This window comes from [Mycoplasma] gypis, assembly GCF_016924775.1.
Lineage (GTDB): Bacteria > Bacillota_I > Bacilli_A > Mycoplasmatales > Metamycoplasmataceae > Metamycoplasma > Metamycoplasma gypis.
The window spans coordinates 155,114-169,233 of sequence record NZ_JAFFTD010000002.1 but is presented as its reverse complement, the minus strand read 5'-3'; the positions used below and the strand labels follow the sequence as shown (position 1 = coordinate 169,233).

Below are 14,120 nucleotides of genomic sequence, written 5' to 3'. Positions count from 1 at the left end.
ACAAGGTGTTTTTTTATTTGTGTTTTAACATAATATCTTCATAAATGTTTTTATTTTGTTCAAGTGTGGGGTGAATATATTGTAGTGTTGTAACTGACGAAGCATGTCCCATAAGTCAAGACACAGTAGAAATTGGAGCATTGTTATAAATTAAATGTGTAGCAAATGAACGGCGAAGCGAGTGAGGACTGATGTCAGGGCGAATATATTTATGAATGTTGTATCTAATTCAGTCATCAGGTTTTTTTAGCTTTGATATTTTTGTTTTATAAACTTTTTTAAATAATTCATATGTTTGTAAGTTATAAAATATTTGCCGTGTTTTATTACCTTTACCACCAACAACAAATAAATTGTTTCCGACTTGTTTTAATTTGCTAAGTTCTGAAATTCGTATACCAGTTTCAAAAAGAAACAAGCATAATATTTTAATCGCTCGTTGGTTTGGTTTGTCGTTTTCTTTTAATTTGGTAATTGTTAAAATGTCATGTTGGTTTATAACTGTGTGCAGTTTTCTATGCACTTGTCCAACACTAAGACGTTCAAAAAGTTGTGCTTCTTTAGTTTTATTGAAAAATTTAAAATATGATTTTATTATTGTTTTATATACTTTTTTTGTATTTACTTGAATTTTAGTGTCTAGTATGTTTTGAGCAATTTGCGATGCTGGTAATTTATCAACCTCAAAAAGAGTCAGTACTATTTTATATAATTCTAGTGTTTTTGAACTTCTACCGACACTATGCAAATAGTCTAAATATTCTTCAATCATAAAAAGTCCTTTTTTATATTTTTTTACTTTATTTTTTTATTTGTGTGTTTTGTTATTTTAGTATTTTATTCATGCACTAATATTATAATACGAAAAATCATAAAAGTATAGTAAAAAAAATAAAAAAAATAAAATAGCCCTATTTTTTTGGGCTATGTAACATGTTAAAGTTTTGTAATTACTTCTAAAATTTTTTTATTCTTTGGATCTATTCCGTTATTTTTTAATAGCTGCGATATTAATAACTTTTTTTGCTTTGAGTTATATTGCGGGTTATTTAAAATTTCCCTTACATCCATAGTTGCAGAGCCTATAAGTGGTTTTTGCAGTGCTATGCATGTATTTAATAAATTAGCTATAAAATTCTCGTCTCTTGCTTGTTTTTTTGTTTGTGCGTTTAATTTGCTCATGTGGAGTTCCTTTCCTGTTTGTTCAGTGCTTACGCTGTCAATTTTTTCAATTTCGTTATTTACTATTTTTCTATATTTGTAAAATAAAATGCTTTGGGCAATTCTTAGGCTTAAAGTTCAAACGATAAAAACCCATGTAAAAAAACCGGCTACCAATTTAGATATTAATATTGAGTCATATTGTTGTTGTTTAAATTCTTTTATGATAAGTTCAAAAGTACTTTCTTTTTTAAAGGGTGTAAATAATAAAATTGTGCTTATTAAAAAGATGACTGCGAACACTCCCAAAAATATCAATATTTTTTTAGTTCGCTTTTTTAATGGTTTATGTTGCTTTTCTAATTCATCTAAAAAATTAGACATATTTTAATATTCTCCCTGTTCTTCTTCTTTTTTGTTTAATTCTTCGTCAATTAATTGCAATGCTTGGCGTTTGTGTTTGAATCCGTTTTTTTCAATTTCATCGTATAAATCTAGAAACTTCGCAAACTGTTCTTCAGTCATCATATTTTCACGATATGCTGTGTGGGTTTGATATTTTAATAATGGAATTGAAATATATGTTATTGAACTAACTATAATAATACAAATTACCAAAATTAAAACCATCGTAGATATAAAGAAACCAAAGCCCATTGCGTTTTGTCTTTCAATTGTTATATATAAACCATCGCCAAACACGTCACGTATTTTTTCGATTACTTCGCTTGGTAGTTGTTTTTCTTTTGCATAACTCATAAATTCTTTTCATCTATCATCTTCGACAAGTTTTTGTTCTTGAAAATAAAAAGACTTTGCAAAACTATTAATTCCATCGTTTACAATTGATGCAATAATTAAACAAAAGGCAAGCAGTCCCAAAATAATCGACATTATATAAATCGTTAATCGTTTGGTTCGGTCAAGGGTTTGCAATCATTTAAGCACGTTTATTATTCTCCTTTATTGTTATTTTTGTTTAGGTTGTGTTTCGGGTTGTGGTTGAGCTGGTTGGGGGTTAGTTTCGTTATTTTTGTGAACTTTGTTTTTGATATCTTGAATTTTTCCGTTAATTTTCCCCCTTAATTTTTTAAAGGGTGTACCACAAGAAGCTGAGATTGTTGGTGTTGCAACAGTGACAACTGCTAGTGATGAAAGTAATAAAGTTAAAAATATTTTTTTATTTTGTTTTTTGTTTGTTTTGTTTGATTCTTTTTTCATAAAAATTTTGTTCCTTTCGAGTTAATTTAATATTGTTTTCTATTTTTGTTTTTATTGCTTTAAGTGTTTCCACTTCGTTTATTGTTTTAGTTTTTTTGTTCTTTCATGCTATTGCAATGTAACGGGGTAAAATTTTAAAAATCAGGACTCAAAGTTCCAAAAACGCTTCGACTGCAATTGCTATTTTAAACACAAATGTTCCACCACGTCCAAGAGCTTCGAACTGGTTAAGGTTAAGTACCTGTTTAAATGCATCAAAGTCAATACGCTCTTCAATGTTGGGAATAAGGTGTGCAATACTTTGGTCGCTTGCTTGAATGCATTGCAATATAAGCATTGTTATAAATAAAATCATCTTGCCTCCTTTCTATGAGTAGCTTAAATATTCAACAGCTCAGTTATATTCAATGTCGATTGTCTTTTTAAAAAATCTCCCATCATATAAAGAATTTGCCTGCATTGTTATCGCGATTCCATCGCTTTCGGGGTTAAGCGCAAAGTCAAGGAGATAAGCGGTTGAAGTTGAGTTATCAAAATAGCAAACGACAGTTTGGTGATAGTTTTCGTTTTCGTCACTATTTGAAAACATCATATTTCCTTTTACAGGCGAAAAGAATCACAATAAATTCGAGGCTGATAATCAGTGATCCTTATTTGCGTTTTTAATTCTTAAACTTAAAACATACCTAATTACGACATTAGTAGATCCAAGAGAAACACTTGGATAAGATATTTTTTTATTTATTGAGGTTTTAAAAGGTTCTCAATAATTCGCTTCGGTTAATTGTAACGATGACGTTGGGTATTTTTTTAGCTTAAACGTTGGAATTTTTGTAGCCCCTTGTGGTTGTCGTTGTAAGTTTGTCAATTGTCCCTTAATATTTTGTATATCGCTTGCGTTCTGGGTTGCTTTTTGTCTTGCTTCGTTTGAGACGCTTTGAATTGGTGTAACTTTTTGAATAATTAATTCATTAACACGACTTTCATTTATTGAGGCACTTGAGGTTGTTGGGTGTGATGTTTCTAGTTCTCTTATTTTTTGTTCGTTTTGGTTAGCTTTTCTACTGATGTCTAAAATATCACTTTTAGCACTTCTTAAGTCGCTTGCTTGTCGTTGTTGCGTGCTTTCTAGCTCGTTAATTTTGTCGGCTGAAGTATTTACAACGTCTTTTATTTGGTTGATGTCTGTGGCTGTTATTTGTTGTGTTAAAGGTACGTTAAAAACTGTATTAGTTTGTTGCTTGTTTTCAAAGGTTATTTTTTTAATAGCTGACATTTTTTACATTCCTTTTTAATTTTTAAAAATCTAAGCAAAGCGCAAAATCTTTTATTACAGTTTGTTCTGCGTTTGTAATTGTGAAAGGTTCTCAGTCTGTTAAGTTTCATCTGGTTGTCTCCTCTTCGTTTGTAAAATAAAAGTCTGAATATGTTATTGAACCACTTGTTTCATTTCCAAAATCATGAGCGAAAGAGACTGTTAGTCATAACGCATTTCCATTAATTTCGCAATCATCAGGCTCAATTTTATATTTTCTTTTTTTGGTGGTATGTGTTGCGTTGTCTGTGGTTGTAAAAACAAGGTATTCAATTATAAAATTGTTTGCGTTTGCTAAATTGCTATAAATTCCTGCAAACTGTTGCGACTTTTGTTCGTTTCTTGTTCAGTCGTTTTCCCTACCATCTCAAAAATTAAAGTTAATTTTATAATTTAATAAAATAGTTTCGTGGTTAGTCTTAAAAAATTCTTTTTGAAAGCTAAAAAGCTCGTTTTTATTATTGTCGTAAATTTTTCAATCTTGTGGAATGGTATCTTGTTTATATGTTTTTAGGGTGTTTGCGTCAATTATCGAAGTGAATGTTACTTCGCTTCCATTTTGTGCTACATTGCTTATATTTGCGCTTGCTACGTTTCTTGGTTTAAAGCTGGTACTTAATAACCTTTTTTGTTCTTCTGTGGCTCTATTGCCTAAAGTTTCAAGCATTTGTTTATACTCTTCGTAACTTGTGTCGATTCCATCGATTGTTTGCATCTCATAAGCGTCCATCGTTGCCGGTGTGAATGTTTCGCTTAATGTGTCAGAATTTGCAAGTTTTTTATATAAATAAGGATAATTATTTGTTGAAAAGGGTCGAGCGTCGTTTTTTGTAGTTAGATAATAATATTTATTTTGCTTTGTTTTTATTAATAAACGCGCATGGTTTTGTTCCATTCATTGAATGGGGTATGGATTATTTTTACAATCAATTTCACCAGTTATTTCTGCTGGTAGGTATTGACTAAAACTAATATAATCATACTCCGTTGTGTCTAAATTTTGAGTAATTAAATTTACTAAATTTCATTCTGGTGTTATTGCTAATAAAATACTTGCGCTGTTGTTTTCGTTATCAATCTTGTATAAATAAAATTCATCGTCTTGACTAAATATTTCGAATGGTTGTTTATTTTGTATTATTTGCTTAATTGTCCCATCTTCGTTATACAAAGCATTAAACGAACTATTGAAAGAATAAAGCCGTCAAGTTGGTGCGCTTTCTGTTCTTTCTCGTACTTTTAACGGGACAACATAATCAGAATTAACGAAAAAGCCGGCTCTGGAATCGTATGTATTTTCCTTTTTATTTTCAACATCAAAGCGAAGTCCGTTTTTATTGTTTTCATCTTCTCTTATGACTATTTTAAGCGCTGAGTTGTCTAGTTCTCTGTTTTGGGTATCTTCTTCAAAGCTGATTCCGTCGAATAATATTTTTGCTTCTGAAAATCTAAACACTCATCCTCACTGAGTTCTTTGCTGGTTATATTTATAATCATCATCAGTAAAAAACATATTTTGTTCGCTTCTTGCTAATTCTGTATTGCCTTGTTCAGTTTTAAGAATCAATTGCAAACGTTTATATTTTTCGCTTTCTGTTATTCCACTAGTTGAAAACATATGTGAAAGTAACTCATCGTTTTGTCTTCTTAGTTCATCGCTTTGACTTTTTTGACTTGGTTTTTCCAAAATTTCGGCATCAAAATAAAGCACTGGTTCCGATTGTTCTAAAAGGCTTTTTATTTTTGTTTTATCGATTGTAAAAGTGAATGTTTTGTTTTTGTATTTTTGTTGGTTTCAATAATTTATTGTGTAGCTATTTGGGTGTTGTTCTGTTACTTGTTTTCAATAAGGTTTTGTTCCCATCTCTTCTTTGTCGAATGTTGGTGTTTTTCTCTTATTAGTTAAAGTATATAAATATAAGTCAAGTTTTAAATCCTTGCTAAATTCTCAACGTTCTTTTAAATTATTTTTTTTATAAGTGTCATAAATTATTTTAAAATTTGGATCTTCTAATAAGTTAAATTTAAATGTCTTTACATCTTTGCTTTTTATTCTTGAATCATTTAAAACGGTGTATTGTGTTCACTCGCTTTTTTTGGTACTTAGCGACACTCAGTCAGTGCTGTTATATTTTTTATTAATTCATGACTGCTCAAATTTATTTTTTTGAGTTTGTTGGGTTTTACTTCTTCCTGAGTTGGTTATGAATAAATTACAAAATTCCCGACTTTTTTTATTAATGTTTTTTATAAAATTATTTACTGCGATATTGTTAACGTTTGACATTTCAAATCCATAGCTGTAATGGGTGGGAGTTTGTTCGCCTAATCTCACGGCTGATTTATAAATTACTGCACTTGCTTCGGGGTTTAGATTCATAACAAATTTCATATAATAAAAGTCGTTAGCTTTGGTATAGATAATTAAATCAATTTTATTTTTTTCAGTTGTTGTTTCGCTAAAATCTACCATTTTTATAAAACTTGCTGGAGGTACGGTGTCTTCGCTTTTATCGTTGTTTTTTGTAGCTTCGTAAATGTCAAAATATGAAAGCAATTCGGCTACTGGTTGTTCTTCGAATAGCTTGTTAATCTTTAATAAAATACCTTCACTAGTAAACATTCACAAATAGCCAAGTTCGTTGGTTTTAGCTTTTAAAACGGTTTTAAACAATTCGGGCGAACTTGATAAATTGAAAAATTTAAATATTTGTATTTCTTTATTTCCAACTGGGTTTTTTATTATTGTAATCTCGCTAAATTCTTGTTTAAAAGGTACATTTATATTTGTTTGTGGTAGCTGATAGCTTGAGCTAATTTTAAAATTTGTAACTAAAACAAGCGAATTATTAAAATACTGTTTAAAAACAATATTATTTTTTTGTTGTTCAATTTGTTGCAATATTTCTTCGCTATCTGTTAAAAATTTCTGAGCTAATAAATAACTTGCATCATTTTCAGGCTTTAGAATTGTTTTTTTTATGTAAAGTTTTGCTCATTTCGTAAATTCTTCTTTAAAAATTTGCTTATTATTAAAATTTTTTAATTTTTCTATGTCTCTAGCTTGGTAAACTTCGAATATTTTGTTATTTTTGTCAATTTCTAAAGCTGTTTTTTTTGTTTTATTGTCGAAAGTTTCGGCACTTGGGTTTATGATGTAATTAAAAAACGCTCGTACTTGGGGTTTTGTTGGTAGCTTTTGGGCTATAAATTCTTCATATGTGCTGAATCATGGTTTTTTCATTGTTCGCTCCTTTGGTTTGGGTTTATAATTGTGATATTATGAATAAAAATAAAATTTTTTGAATTGCTTTTATTTGCTTAGGTATTAGCATTTTAATAACTTGTTGCTTCTTGCTTGGTTTTGGACTTCATGAAAAAGACGTTGTTTATAAAAACAAAGAACATCCCGAACTTGAAAAAATTGCGTTAGAAGAGATTAATTTTTCAAAACAAGGATGACTAAACAACAATAACGGCTGAGGGCTTAAATATATGAGTGAATTAAACGGTTCGGGGAATGCTTTGTATCAAGCACTGCATCCAATCGATTATGAACTCACTGATGAGCAAAGTTTAACTGTTTCAAATCTTTTATTACTTAAACAACAATGAAAAATATATGAACTTATCTTTATTATTTCAATCAGTTTTATTATGTTTCATGCTGTTTTATTGTCTTCGTTTGCAACATACAAATTATTAAAATTAAGAAAATAAAAACGCTTTTTTGTTAAAGGGCTTTAGGGCTCTTTTTTTTATTTGATTGTTATAATGGTTTTATTTTTTTGTCTACTTTTTAGTTTCATTTTTTGACTGTTAAAATTGAATAAATAAGGCAATTTGGTATTTAGTTTTATTGAGTTAGTTACTAGCGTTGGCTGGTGGGTTGGTTGATTGTTAAGAGTTTTTATGTGTCATATATTACCATCTGCACTTGTTTCAATGCTCTTCGTAAAAGTTTGTTTATTTGCGAATAATGGTTTGTCTCTAAATGCTTGTGAATCATAAAAATTTAATAAGGTATCTGCATTAATCGAATTTTTAAAAATATATGTTATTTTTAGTTCATCTGATGCTTGGTTGTATGTTCCACGGTAACCAATACAAATATAAAAGCCATCTGCCTGAATTGAATAGTTTAGATATATTACATCGCTAATATTTCAACTGGCTTTATTTGTGTCAATTTCTAGGGTATTAGCGAATGTTGAAACTTTTAAAAGTTCACTGTTAGTAAATTTATATAAATCATCATAATTTGAATAGTCGTTATATTTATCATATAAAAACACATCTCCGCCAAAGTTTGTAAGCTGTTTTATTTTGTCAATTTCTTGAGTGTTTTCTAATATAACCCCGAATCTTCCTTTTGGGTAATAAGAAAAAGAAACAAAAGCATTAGCAACATCTCAATTTTTTGACTTCTTTATTTTGTTGCTATTAGGTTCATAATAAAAATGGCAATCAAGTCCTTGAGCTTTTTGGTTAGCATCTAAAACAATAAGGGGGGTGGGTTTTTGGTTATTTGTTGTTTCATAAAAAAAGTTAAGTAACGGGTTGGGGTTATGTTTTCCAATTGTATTTTTCAAAATATACTCATCTTGCGAACCTTGTAGTATAAAAGTTTCTGTTGCTGGTTGGTTATAAATAATATTTTCACTTTCAAAATATAAGCGATTCGCATAACTGTCTGCATTCTTGTCCAAACGAATATCGGTAATTTTTAAATGGTTAACCGTTTGGGGTGTTATTGCATTTAATACCTTGGCTGTTTTTTTCTTATTTTCGTAATTTTGTTGCGACATAAAATTAATTAATACATCGCCTGAATTATTAGATGAAAAATATAAAAAGCTTCGCGTTTGGTTTGCAATTACCTCTTTTAAAATGCTATAAGCGTTTTTATTTGCTGTATCATATGCGACAATTTTTGTATTATCTGTAAAATTAACACTTCCCAATTTTATTTTTTTCTCGTTTAGTCCCTTAATGAATAAGTTAAGTGCTTCGGTTGGGGTAACGTCCACGAATTGAATATTGTTAGGGGTTTTTTTACTTAGTCAAAGTCTTATGTCGCTTATTTCAATACTAAAGTCCTTTAGGGTATTAGGTTTTAAGCTGATGCGTCCAATTGAGGTTATTATTCCGGTAAAAAATACACGACCATTTGAAGAAAGTGTTGCAATTGAATAGTTGTCAATTTTTGTCAAAAACTCCGTTACATCTAAATGTTTATTATTTTGCAATACGCTTTTATGAATTACGTTATTAATTGTAATTTTTGAAAAGTTAAAAGCATGAAAGTCAAAAGAAACAACGCCCCCGAATGCCCACTGGCTGTCTCCGTTTATGGTTAAAACTAAATTTTTTTGAAAGCCGTTAAGTTCCATTTTTTAATTAGAACTCCCGAACGAGGTTTGTAATTTTCTAGCATTTCCCCCACTTTCTACGACTTCTTGCCCGTAACGGTCATTTTTTACCGATATCTCAATTTTTTGAATTGGTTGGTTGGTGGTTGTGTTTTCTGGGTTTTGTTGTGCTGAATTTATCGAATTAATAGCCACCGCTGACGCTCCTACAAGTCCCAAAATTGCCGCAAGTGAACTGATTCCCATTGCTATTGCAACGGGGGCTGCAAATACTCCCCCTTGAGCTATTGCTTTAGATATACCAATTCCAACGTTTCCGATAATTGTAGCAATCTTATAAGCTGTAAAAGAAACAATTGCTGTCTTCATAGCTCCTTCAACTCCCCCAAAACCTTGAACAATATTATTTAAAACTCGCATAAAAGATTGTCCCAATGCTTTCTTAGTGTCCTCTGCTGACTTCTTTAACTCAATCATTGTTTTAATGTTTTGAGGCATTGCGTCTTGTTGTTGTTTTAAATATTTATTTCCGTCACGAATTAAAAAATTAAGACGTTGTTGGGCTGTTGAGGCGCTTAGCGTTGCTTTGGTATTTTTATCTAAATATATTCCAATGCTTTGTAAGGTTGTCGCTTTTCCTGTGGCTATAAATTGTGCAAATGCATCGTTTGCAGTATCTGCTGAATACCCTAATTTTTCAAAGTTGTCCGACAGTCCTTGAATTGCTTGCGCTTTGTCTTCGAATCCTAATTCCTTAAGGTTTGCCTTTAATCTCATTTTTGCCATAAATTCTTGAATGCTTGCTTCTGCTCCACTAAATAGAAAGCTTCCCAATCTTGCCGCTAAAAAAATGTTTTTAACATTTGTAACAGAACTTTTTATTTTTCTTTGCATGTTTGAAAGTGCTTTGTCTAAACTCTTGGTATTTAGTTGCGCGCTTAGTGTTACTTTCCCGATTGCCATTATTTTCCTCCTTTGCTAATAATTGATTCAACAAATAAGCCAAGTGCTTCTTGCGATGGTTGTGGGGTTTGTTTTTTTAGTCTTATTTTTTGCTTTAGTTTTAATATTTTGTCGTCTTCAATTTCTGAGTCCGGTAGTCCTCTTATTTGCATTATTTGGCTAAGCGTTGACGTTGCTGGTAAATTTGCTAAATATGTTATAAACAATTTAAATTTAAGCCGTAAAACTTGCAAGGGTTCAAGGTTATAAACTTGCCTAAAGTTTGCTACTATAGTGTCTAAGTCCTCGACATAATCAAGGTAGACTTCTGTTACTTTTTTTCGGTTTCGTTTTGCTCAATGTAAGGAATTGTTTGTTGGTATCAAAATGTAAATAACTGCTCAATTATTTGCTGTATGTGTTTAACTGGGTATTTTTTAAGTAGTTCAAAAAACTGAATAAATTGTTCAGGTTTAGCGAAAAATATTTTTAAAAATTGTTCGTTAGCTTCTGCTGATGTGTTTAAAATATTGTTTAAATCTTTAGTTTCTGTGTATTTTTGAAAATTTATAACACTTAAAAAACTGGTATCAATTTCGAATTCTTGCCCGTGAAAAATAAATATATCTTTTTCGTTGATATTTAAAATATCGTCACAATTTAAAAGACTCATAAATTAAGCTTTAGTTATGTCTCATTTATTGTCTTGGGGTAATATATCGAATTGAAGCTTAATAATTTCATTTGCTGAGCCGTTTGGTATTGAATTTTTAAATAATAAAACTGCTTTACCTTTTAAAATTAGCCCTTTTTCGTTTAGCGATACCGCTGATGTTGTTCGTTTTATTTCATCGTTAAATTCTATTTTGATGAATTGATTGTTTGACTTAGTTGGGTCGTTTGTTAGTAAATAAACTAAGTATTGGTGAAGTTGATCGTCTGCATCATAGTCGACACTGACACTAAGTGACTGGCTTCCCCCTGTAATTAGTGAGGTTGTTAGCCCGTTGTTATGAAAATAGGTTCGGTCCTCTTTTTTAACTGAGTAGTTGAATTTGAAGTCAGTTACAAAATTTAATAATTTGTAATCTGCTGTTTCGGGGGTTGTTGATGGTTCTGGGTAAGTTGCTATATATAACTTATTCCCGTTATTTGTTTTAATCATGTGTTGCTCCTTTTTTAATAATTAGTTCGAAACTTATTGAATAAGTTTGAGAGGTTAAATCGAATATAAAATTGTCGAATTCCCTTGAAATTTCTTTATTTGTTTCGTTTATTATTTCGTTGTTTATTGCTCTTGCTACAATTGTCATATTTTCGCTCTGTGGCGTGTATTCTTTTAAACCGTTATATATTAGGGTTAACAGTTGCAACTGCTGTATACGATTAATTTTGTCGCTGTAAAGCGATATTTTAAAATTGAAACGTCATAAATTGTCATTTATGTAAATGTAATTAAAGTTATTTAACTCCTGAATACTAAACAAAAGTGCGTGGTTTGTTTGTTCATCTAGCATTTCAAACCAAAAGGGCGGCACATTAATTTTTTTTATTTCTTTTAAAAAGTTATAAATATCTAAGCTCATTAGGTGCGCTTTGTTGTAGTTCGTTTTTTGCATCTATCTCCTCGACTCCTTTTGCTAATATTTGCTCTAATTCCTTAACCATTTCAGGCGCGTGTCTTTTTATTGTCTTGTTTAATAAATACGGTTCCATCTGTGGGTTTGAATATGTAAAATATATTTTTTGCTCTGGTATTCCATTAAATTTTTTTAGTCTTCTGTTTGCTAAGCTTATGTTTCTTCTAAAGCCGGCAAGAACAATATAAGGGTACCTTTTTGTATTTTGAAAAGACATAACCACAGTTCATCCCTTCGCTTTTTGTTCAGCTATTTTTATGTTTTTTATTTTTGGTTTTGCTACCTTAAGGCTGTCCTTCATGTGTTTAACGTTATCACGGTAACGACTAGTGTTATAAGGTAATTTTGGTATTACTTCTCTTTTTATATCGTGTGCTTTATTGTGAAGATATGTTGCAAACTTAGGGTCCAAAGCAATTTTTTTAAGCTCTTCAATTTCTTTGTGATTAAGTAATAATTGGGCGTCTAATTCTATCATTACTTTATTAGCTTTCTAAGTTTGTCAATATTTGATTTTTCTAAATCAAAAGAATCAACAAAATAATATAAAAGACCAAAAATTTTAGTTAATAACTCTTTAGGTTTTTCAATGTCTCCTTCATTGTAAAAATATACTTGCACGTTATTTTTTGGCATTGTGTTTGAAATATTGTCCGAATAAAGTGGCTTTAATATATATTTTTGTATTCTGTCTCAGTCTTCGCTATATGGCTTTATTTTTTTGTTTATCTTGTCAATTTCTTGGGTGTTTCTTGATGCGCTTTGCTCGTTTTGGGTTGTTTTGTCTTTGACTGTTGTTATTTGTTTTAATTCCTCGACTTTTTCAACTAACGGGTCCATTTTTTTCATCTTTTCTTTTAGTCCCTTTATTTCACTAGTGTGAAAGTTTATTTGTTGTAGAGTTTGAGCAGCCGCTTGTTTTGTTCCCCTTACATTTTTGTCCATATTTTTATCTGCTTGTTCTAGTTGTTTAATTTTTGAATCGATTAATTCTTTAAATGTTTCAAGCTCTTGAATTTTTTGGCTTATTGTTGTATTTAGTTGTTCTAATTCTTGAGTTTTTTGGTTAGTTTGGTTATTTGTTCGTTCTACTTCCTGAACTTGTGTTTGCAGCTGTTCAATTTTGTGGGTTGTTTCTGGCAATTCTCCGGAATGTGCCTGTTCGTGTGTTTCTTTGTATCTTCTAAATTCTTCTGCTGTTACGGTTGCAGTTTTGTCTGCTTTTGCTTCTAATTTTGAATCTAGTTCTGTTTTTTTATAAACTTCATCAACATTTGCTTTTTTGTCTAACGCTTGGGTTATTTCAGTTTTTGAAAATATATCAACTTTATTGACTTTTTTTTCTTCTAAGCTTTGCAATTCTGTTTTAGGCGCTAAGTTTTGGAGTGCGCTTGCTTGTGCATATTGACTAAGCTTTTGCTCAATTTCTTCACGATTATATACATTGCTTGTTTCTACCTTTGTTGCTATTTTTGAGGTTATTAGCTCATTAACGCGTCTTTCGGTTAGTGCTTGTGCTTTTAATTGATAATCGTTTAAAAGACTCGTAACTGCTTCAAGCTTTAAGGCTGTCGCTTCGTTTTGTTTTTGTTTTTCTAGGGTGCTTATTTTTTCTTCTAAGTTGTTTTTTAATTCTGTTACTTCTGTTACTTTCGCTTTTTGGTCGAGTAGGTGCTTTATTTGGTTAAGTACCGACACCTCTTTTTCTATTTCGTTGTTGTTTAGGGGTAGCGCTTGAATATATTCTTTTATTTCTTCATTTTCTTCCAAAGTTCCAAGATACTCGGCAATTATTTTTTGTTCTTGTCGATTGAATAAGTCAGTGTCCACTGAAACAATTGTATAAAGTCGTTTGGCGCGATATACAAGGTCATTTATTTCCGGTGTTCAGTCTTGCGACTGTAAAAATTTAATACTTAACCGTTCGCGCTCTGTTCTTTCAAAAGTTGAGGCTATTAAAGTGTTGTCTTTCATGATTGACGCAAAAATTACACGCGAATAAATTTGTTTACTTTCAACAATTCCTAAATTTGTGTTTTTTTTAATTTTTAACAAAATAAAGGGTTCTTTATAATTTCGACTATTAAAGTGTATTTGTCTACTCATAACGTACCTTGTCCCCTAAAATTCTGTAAATCATGCGTTTGTCAACAATTCCTTGGGCATTTTGTAAGGTAATATCTGGGTTCTCTAAAAAAGTAGCTGCGAGGTGAATTGTTGCTTGTTTAACCTGTAAGCAAAACGCCACTGGGTCTTCTAGGTTTGGTATTTCGTTAACCGCTAGTTTATAACCACAGTACTGAGTTAATATATTACGGTGCGCAATTTCTATATATTCCCTTAAAAGTGTGTCCCTAAACTCATCGATAATTGCAAGTGATATTTTTGCATCTTGTGCTCAGTCGTCTAATATTTCAGAATAATATATTTGTTCTTGTGTTTGCTCAAACATAGAAAAAAAGAACAATA

The 14,120-nt window shown here is 30.6% G+C and carries 17 protein-coding genes; 1 reads left to right on the top strand and 16 read right to left on the bottom strand.

The window, feature by feature from the left end; translation table 4 throughout:
• Positions 1-13: 13 nt before the first annotated feature.
• The 7 genes from JV175_RS02340 to JV175_RS02310 all read right to left on the bottom strand — a co-directional run bounded on the left by JV175_RS02340 (position 14) and on the right by JV175_RS02310 (position 6,941).
• A complete protein-coding gene (locus JV175_RS02340) occupies positions 14-772 on the bottom strand; it encodes a tyrosine-type recombinase/integrase (protein WP_205498971.1) in 759 nt (252 codons plus the stop codon).
• A 164-nt stretch (positions 773-936) separates the two neighbouring features.
• The gene (locus JV175_RS02335; RefSeq protein ID WP_205498955.1) at positions 937-1,545 is read right to left on the bottom strand and encodes a hypothetical protein; all 609 of its coding nucleotides are present in this window, start codon (positions 1,543-1,545) and stop codon (positions 937-939) included.
• A 3-nt stretch (positions 1,546-1,548) separates the two neighbouring features.
• The gene (locus tag JV175_RS02330) at positions 1,549-2,055 is read right to left on the bottom strand and encodes a hypothetical protein (protein WP_205498954.1); all 507 of its coding nucleotides are present in this window, start codon (positions 2,053-2,055) and stop codon (positions 1,549-1,551) included.
• Between the two features lie 75 nt (positions 2,056-2,130).
• Complete coding sequence (locus JV175_RS02325; RefSeq protein ID WP_205498952.1) at positions 2,131-2,382, bottom strand: hypothetical protein; 252 nt, start codon at positions 2,380-2,382, stop codon at positions 2,131-2,133.
• On the bottom strand, positions 2,342-2,737 hold the full coding sequence (locus JV175_RS02320; protein WP_205498950.1) for a hypothetical protein: 396 nt from the start codon (positions 2,735-2,737) through the stop codon (positions 2,342-2,344). The genes JV175_RS02325 and JV175_RS02320 overlap by 41 nt, the downstream gene beginning before the upstream one ends.
• 12 nt (positions 2,738-2,749) lie before the next feature.
• Complete coding sequence (locus tag JV175_RS02315; RefSeq protein WP_205498948.1) at positions 2,750-3,658, bottom strand: hypothetical protein; 909 nt, start codon at positions 3,656-3,658, stop codon at positions 2,750-2,752.
• Positions 3,659-3,680: 22 nt separating this feature from the next.
• Entirely contained in the window at positions 3,681-6,941 is a 3,261-nt protein-coding gene (locus JV175_RS02310; RefSeq protein ID WP_205498940.1) for a hypothetical protein, read from the bottom strand.
• Positions 6,942-6,979: 38 nt separating this feature from the next.
• Here JV175_RS02310 and JV175_RS02305 point away from each other — a divergent pair, with 38 nt between their 5' ends.
• A complete protein-coding gene (locus JV175_RS02305) occupies positions 6,980-7,417 on the top strand; it encodes a hypothetical protein (protein ID WP_205498938.1) in 438 nt (145 codons plus the stop codon).
• Positions 7,418-7,455: 38 nt separating this feature from the next.
• On the opposite strand, the gene JV175_RS02300 is transcribed toward JV175_RS02305, so the two are convergent.
• The 9 genes from JV175_RS02300 to JV175_RS02260 are packed head-to-tail and all read right to left on the bottom strand — an operon-like array spanning position 7,456 to position 14,103.
• Entirely contained in the window at positions 7,456-9,090 is a 1,635-nt protein-coding gene (locus tag JV175_RS02300) for a hypothetical protein (RefSeq protein WP_205498936.1), read from the bottom strand.
• 3 nt (positions 9,091-9,093) lie between these two features.
• The gene (locus tag JV175_RS02295) at positions 9,094-10,032 is read right to left on the bottom strand and encodes a hypothetical protein (protein WP_205498934.1); all 939 of its coding nucleotides are present in this window, start codon (positions 10,030-10,032) and stop codon (positions 9,094-9,096) included.
• Positions 10,032-10,397 (bottom strand): Gp15 family bacteriophage protein, encoded by a 366-nt coding sequence (locus JV175_RS02290; protein WP_205498932.1) that lies wholly within the window; start codon positions 10,395-10,397, stop codon positions 10,032-10,034. Before JV175_RS02290 ends, JV175_RS02295 begins: the two co-directional genes overlap by 1 nt.
• Positions 10,343-10,684: a Gp15 family bacteriophage protein gene (locus JV175_RS02285; RefSeq protein WP_205498930.1), complete on the bottom strand. Its 342-nt coding sequence runs from the start codon at positions 10,682-10,684 to the stop codon at positions 10,343-10,345. The genes JV175_RS02290 and JV175_RS02285 overlap by 55 nt, the downstream gene beginning before the upstream one ends.
• A gap of 3 nt (positions 10,685-10,687) precedes the next feature.
• Positions 10,688-11,176, bottom strand: a complete 489-nt coding sequence (locus JV175_RS02280) for a phage tail tube protein (RefSeq protein WP_205498928.1) — start codon at positions 11,174-11,176, stop codon at positions 10,688-10,690.
• Positions 11,169-11,597, bottom strand: coding sequence for a hypothetical protein (locus tag JV175_RS02275; protein WP_205498926.1), 429 nt, complete (start codon positions 11,595-11,597; stop codon positions 11,169-11,171). Before JV175_RS02275 ends, JV175_RS02280 begins: the two co-directional genes overlap by 8 nt.
• Positions 11,578-12,129 carry a hypothetical protein gene (locus JV175_RS02270; RefSeq protein ID WP_205498924.1) on the bottom strand — a complete coding sequence of 184 codons (552 nt, stop codon included), beginning with the start codon at positions 12,127-12,129 and terminating at the stop codon, positions 11,578-11,580. The genes JV175_RS02275 and JV175_RS02270 overlap by 20 nt, the downstream gene beginning before the upstream one ends.
• Positions 12,129-13,757 (bottom strand): coiled-coil domain-containing protein, encoded by a 1,629-nt coding sequence (locus JV175_RS02265; protein ID WP_205498922.1) that lies wholly within the window; start codon positions 13,755-13,757, stop codon positions 12,129-12,131. The genes JV175_RS02270 and JV175_RS02265 overlap by 1 nt, the downstream gene beginning before the upstream one ends.
• Positions 13,750-14,103 (bottom strand): phage head-tail connector protein, encoded by a 354-nt coding sequence (locus tag JV175_RS02260; RefSeq protein ID WP_248284141.1) that lies wholly within the window; start codon positions 14,101-14,103, stop codon positions 13,750-13,752. Before JV175_RS02260 ends, JV175_RS02265 begins: the two co-directional genes overlap by 8 nt.
• Positions 14,104-14,120: the final 17 nt, after the last annotated feature.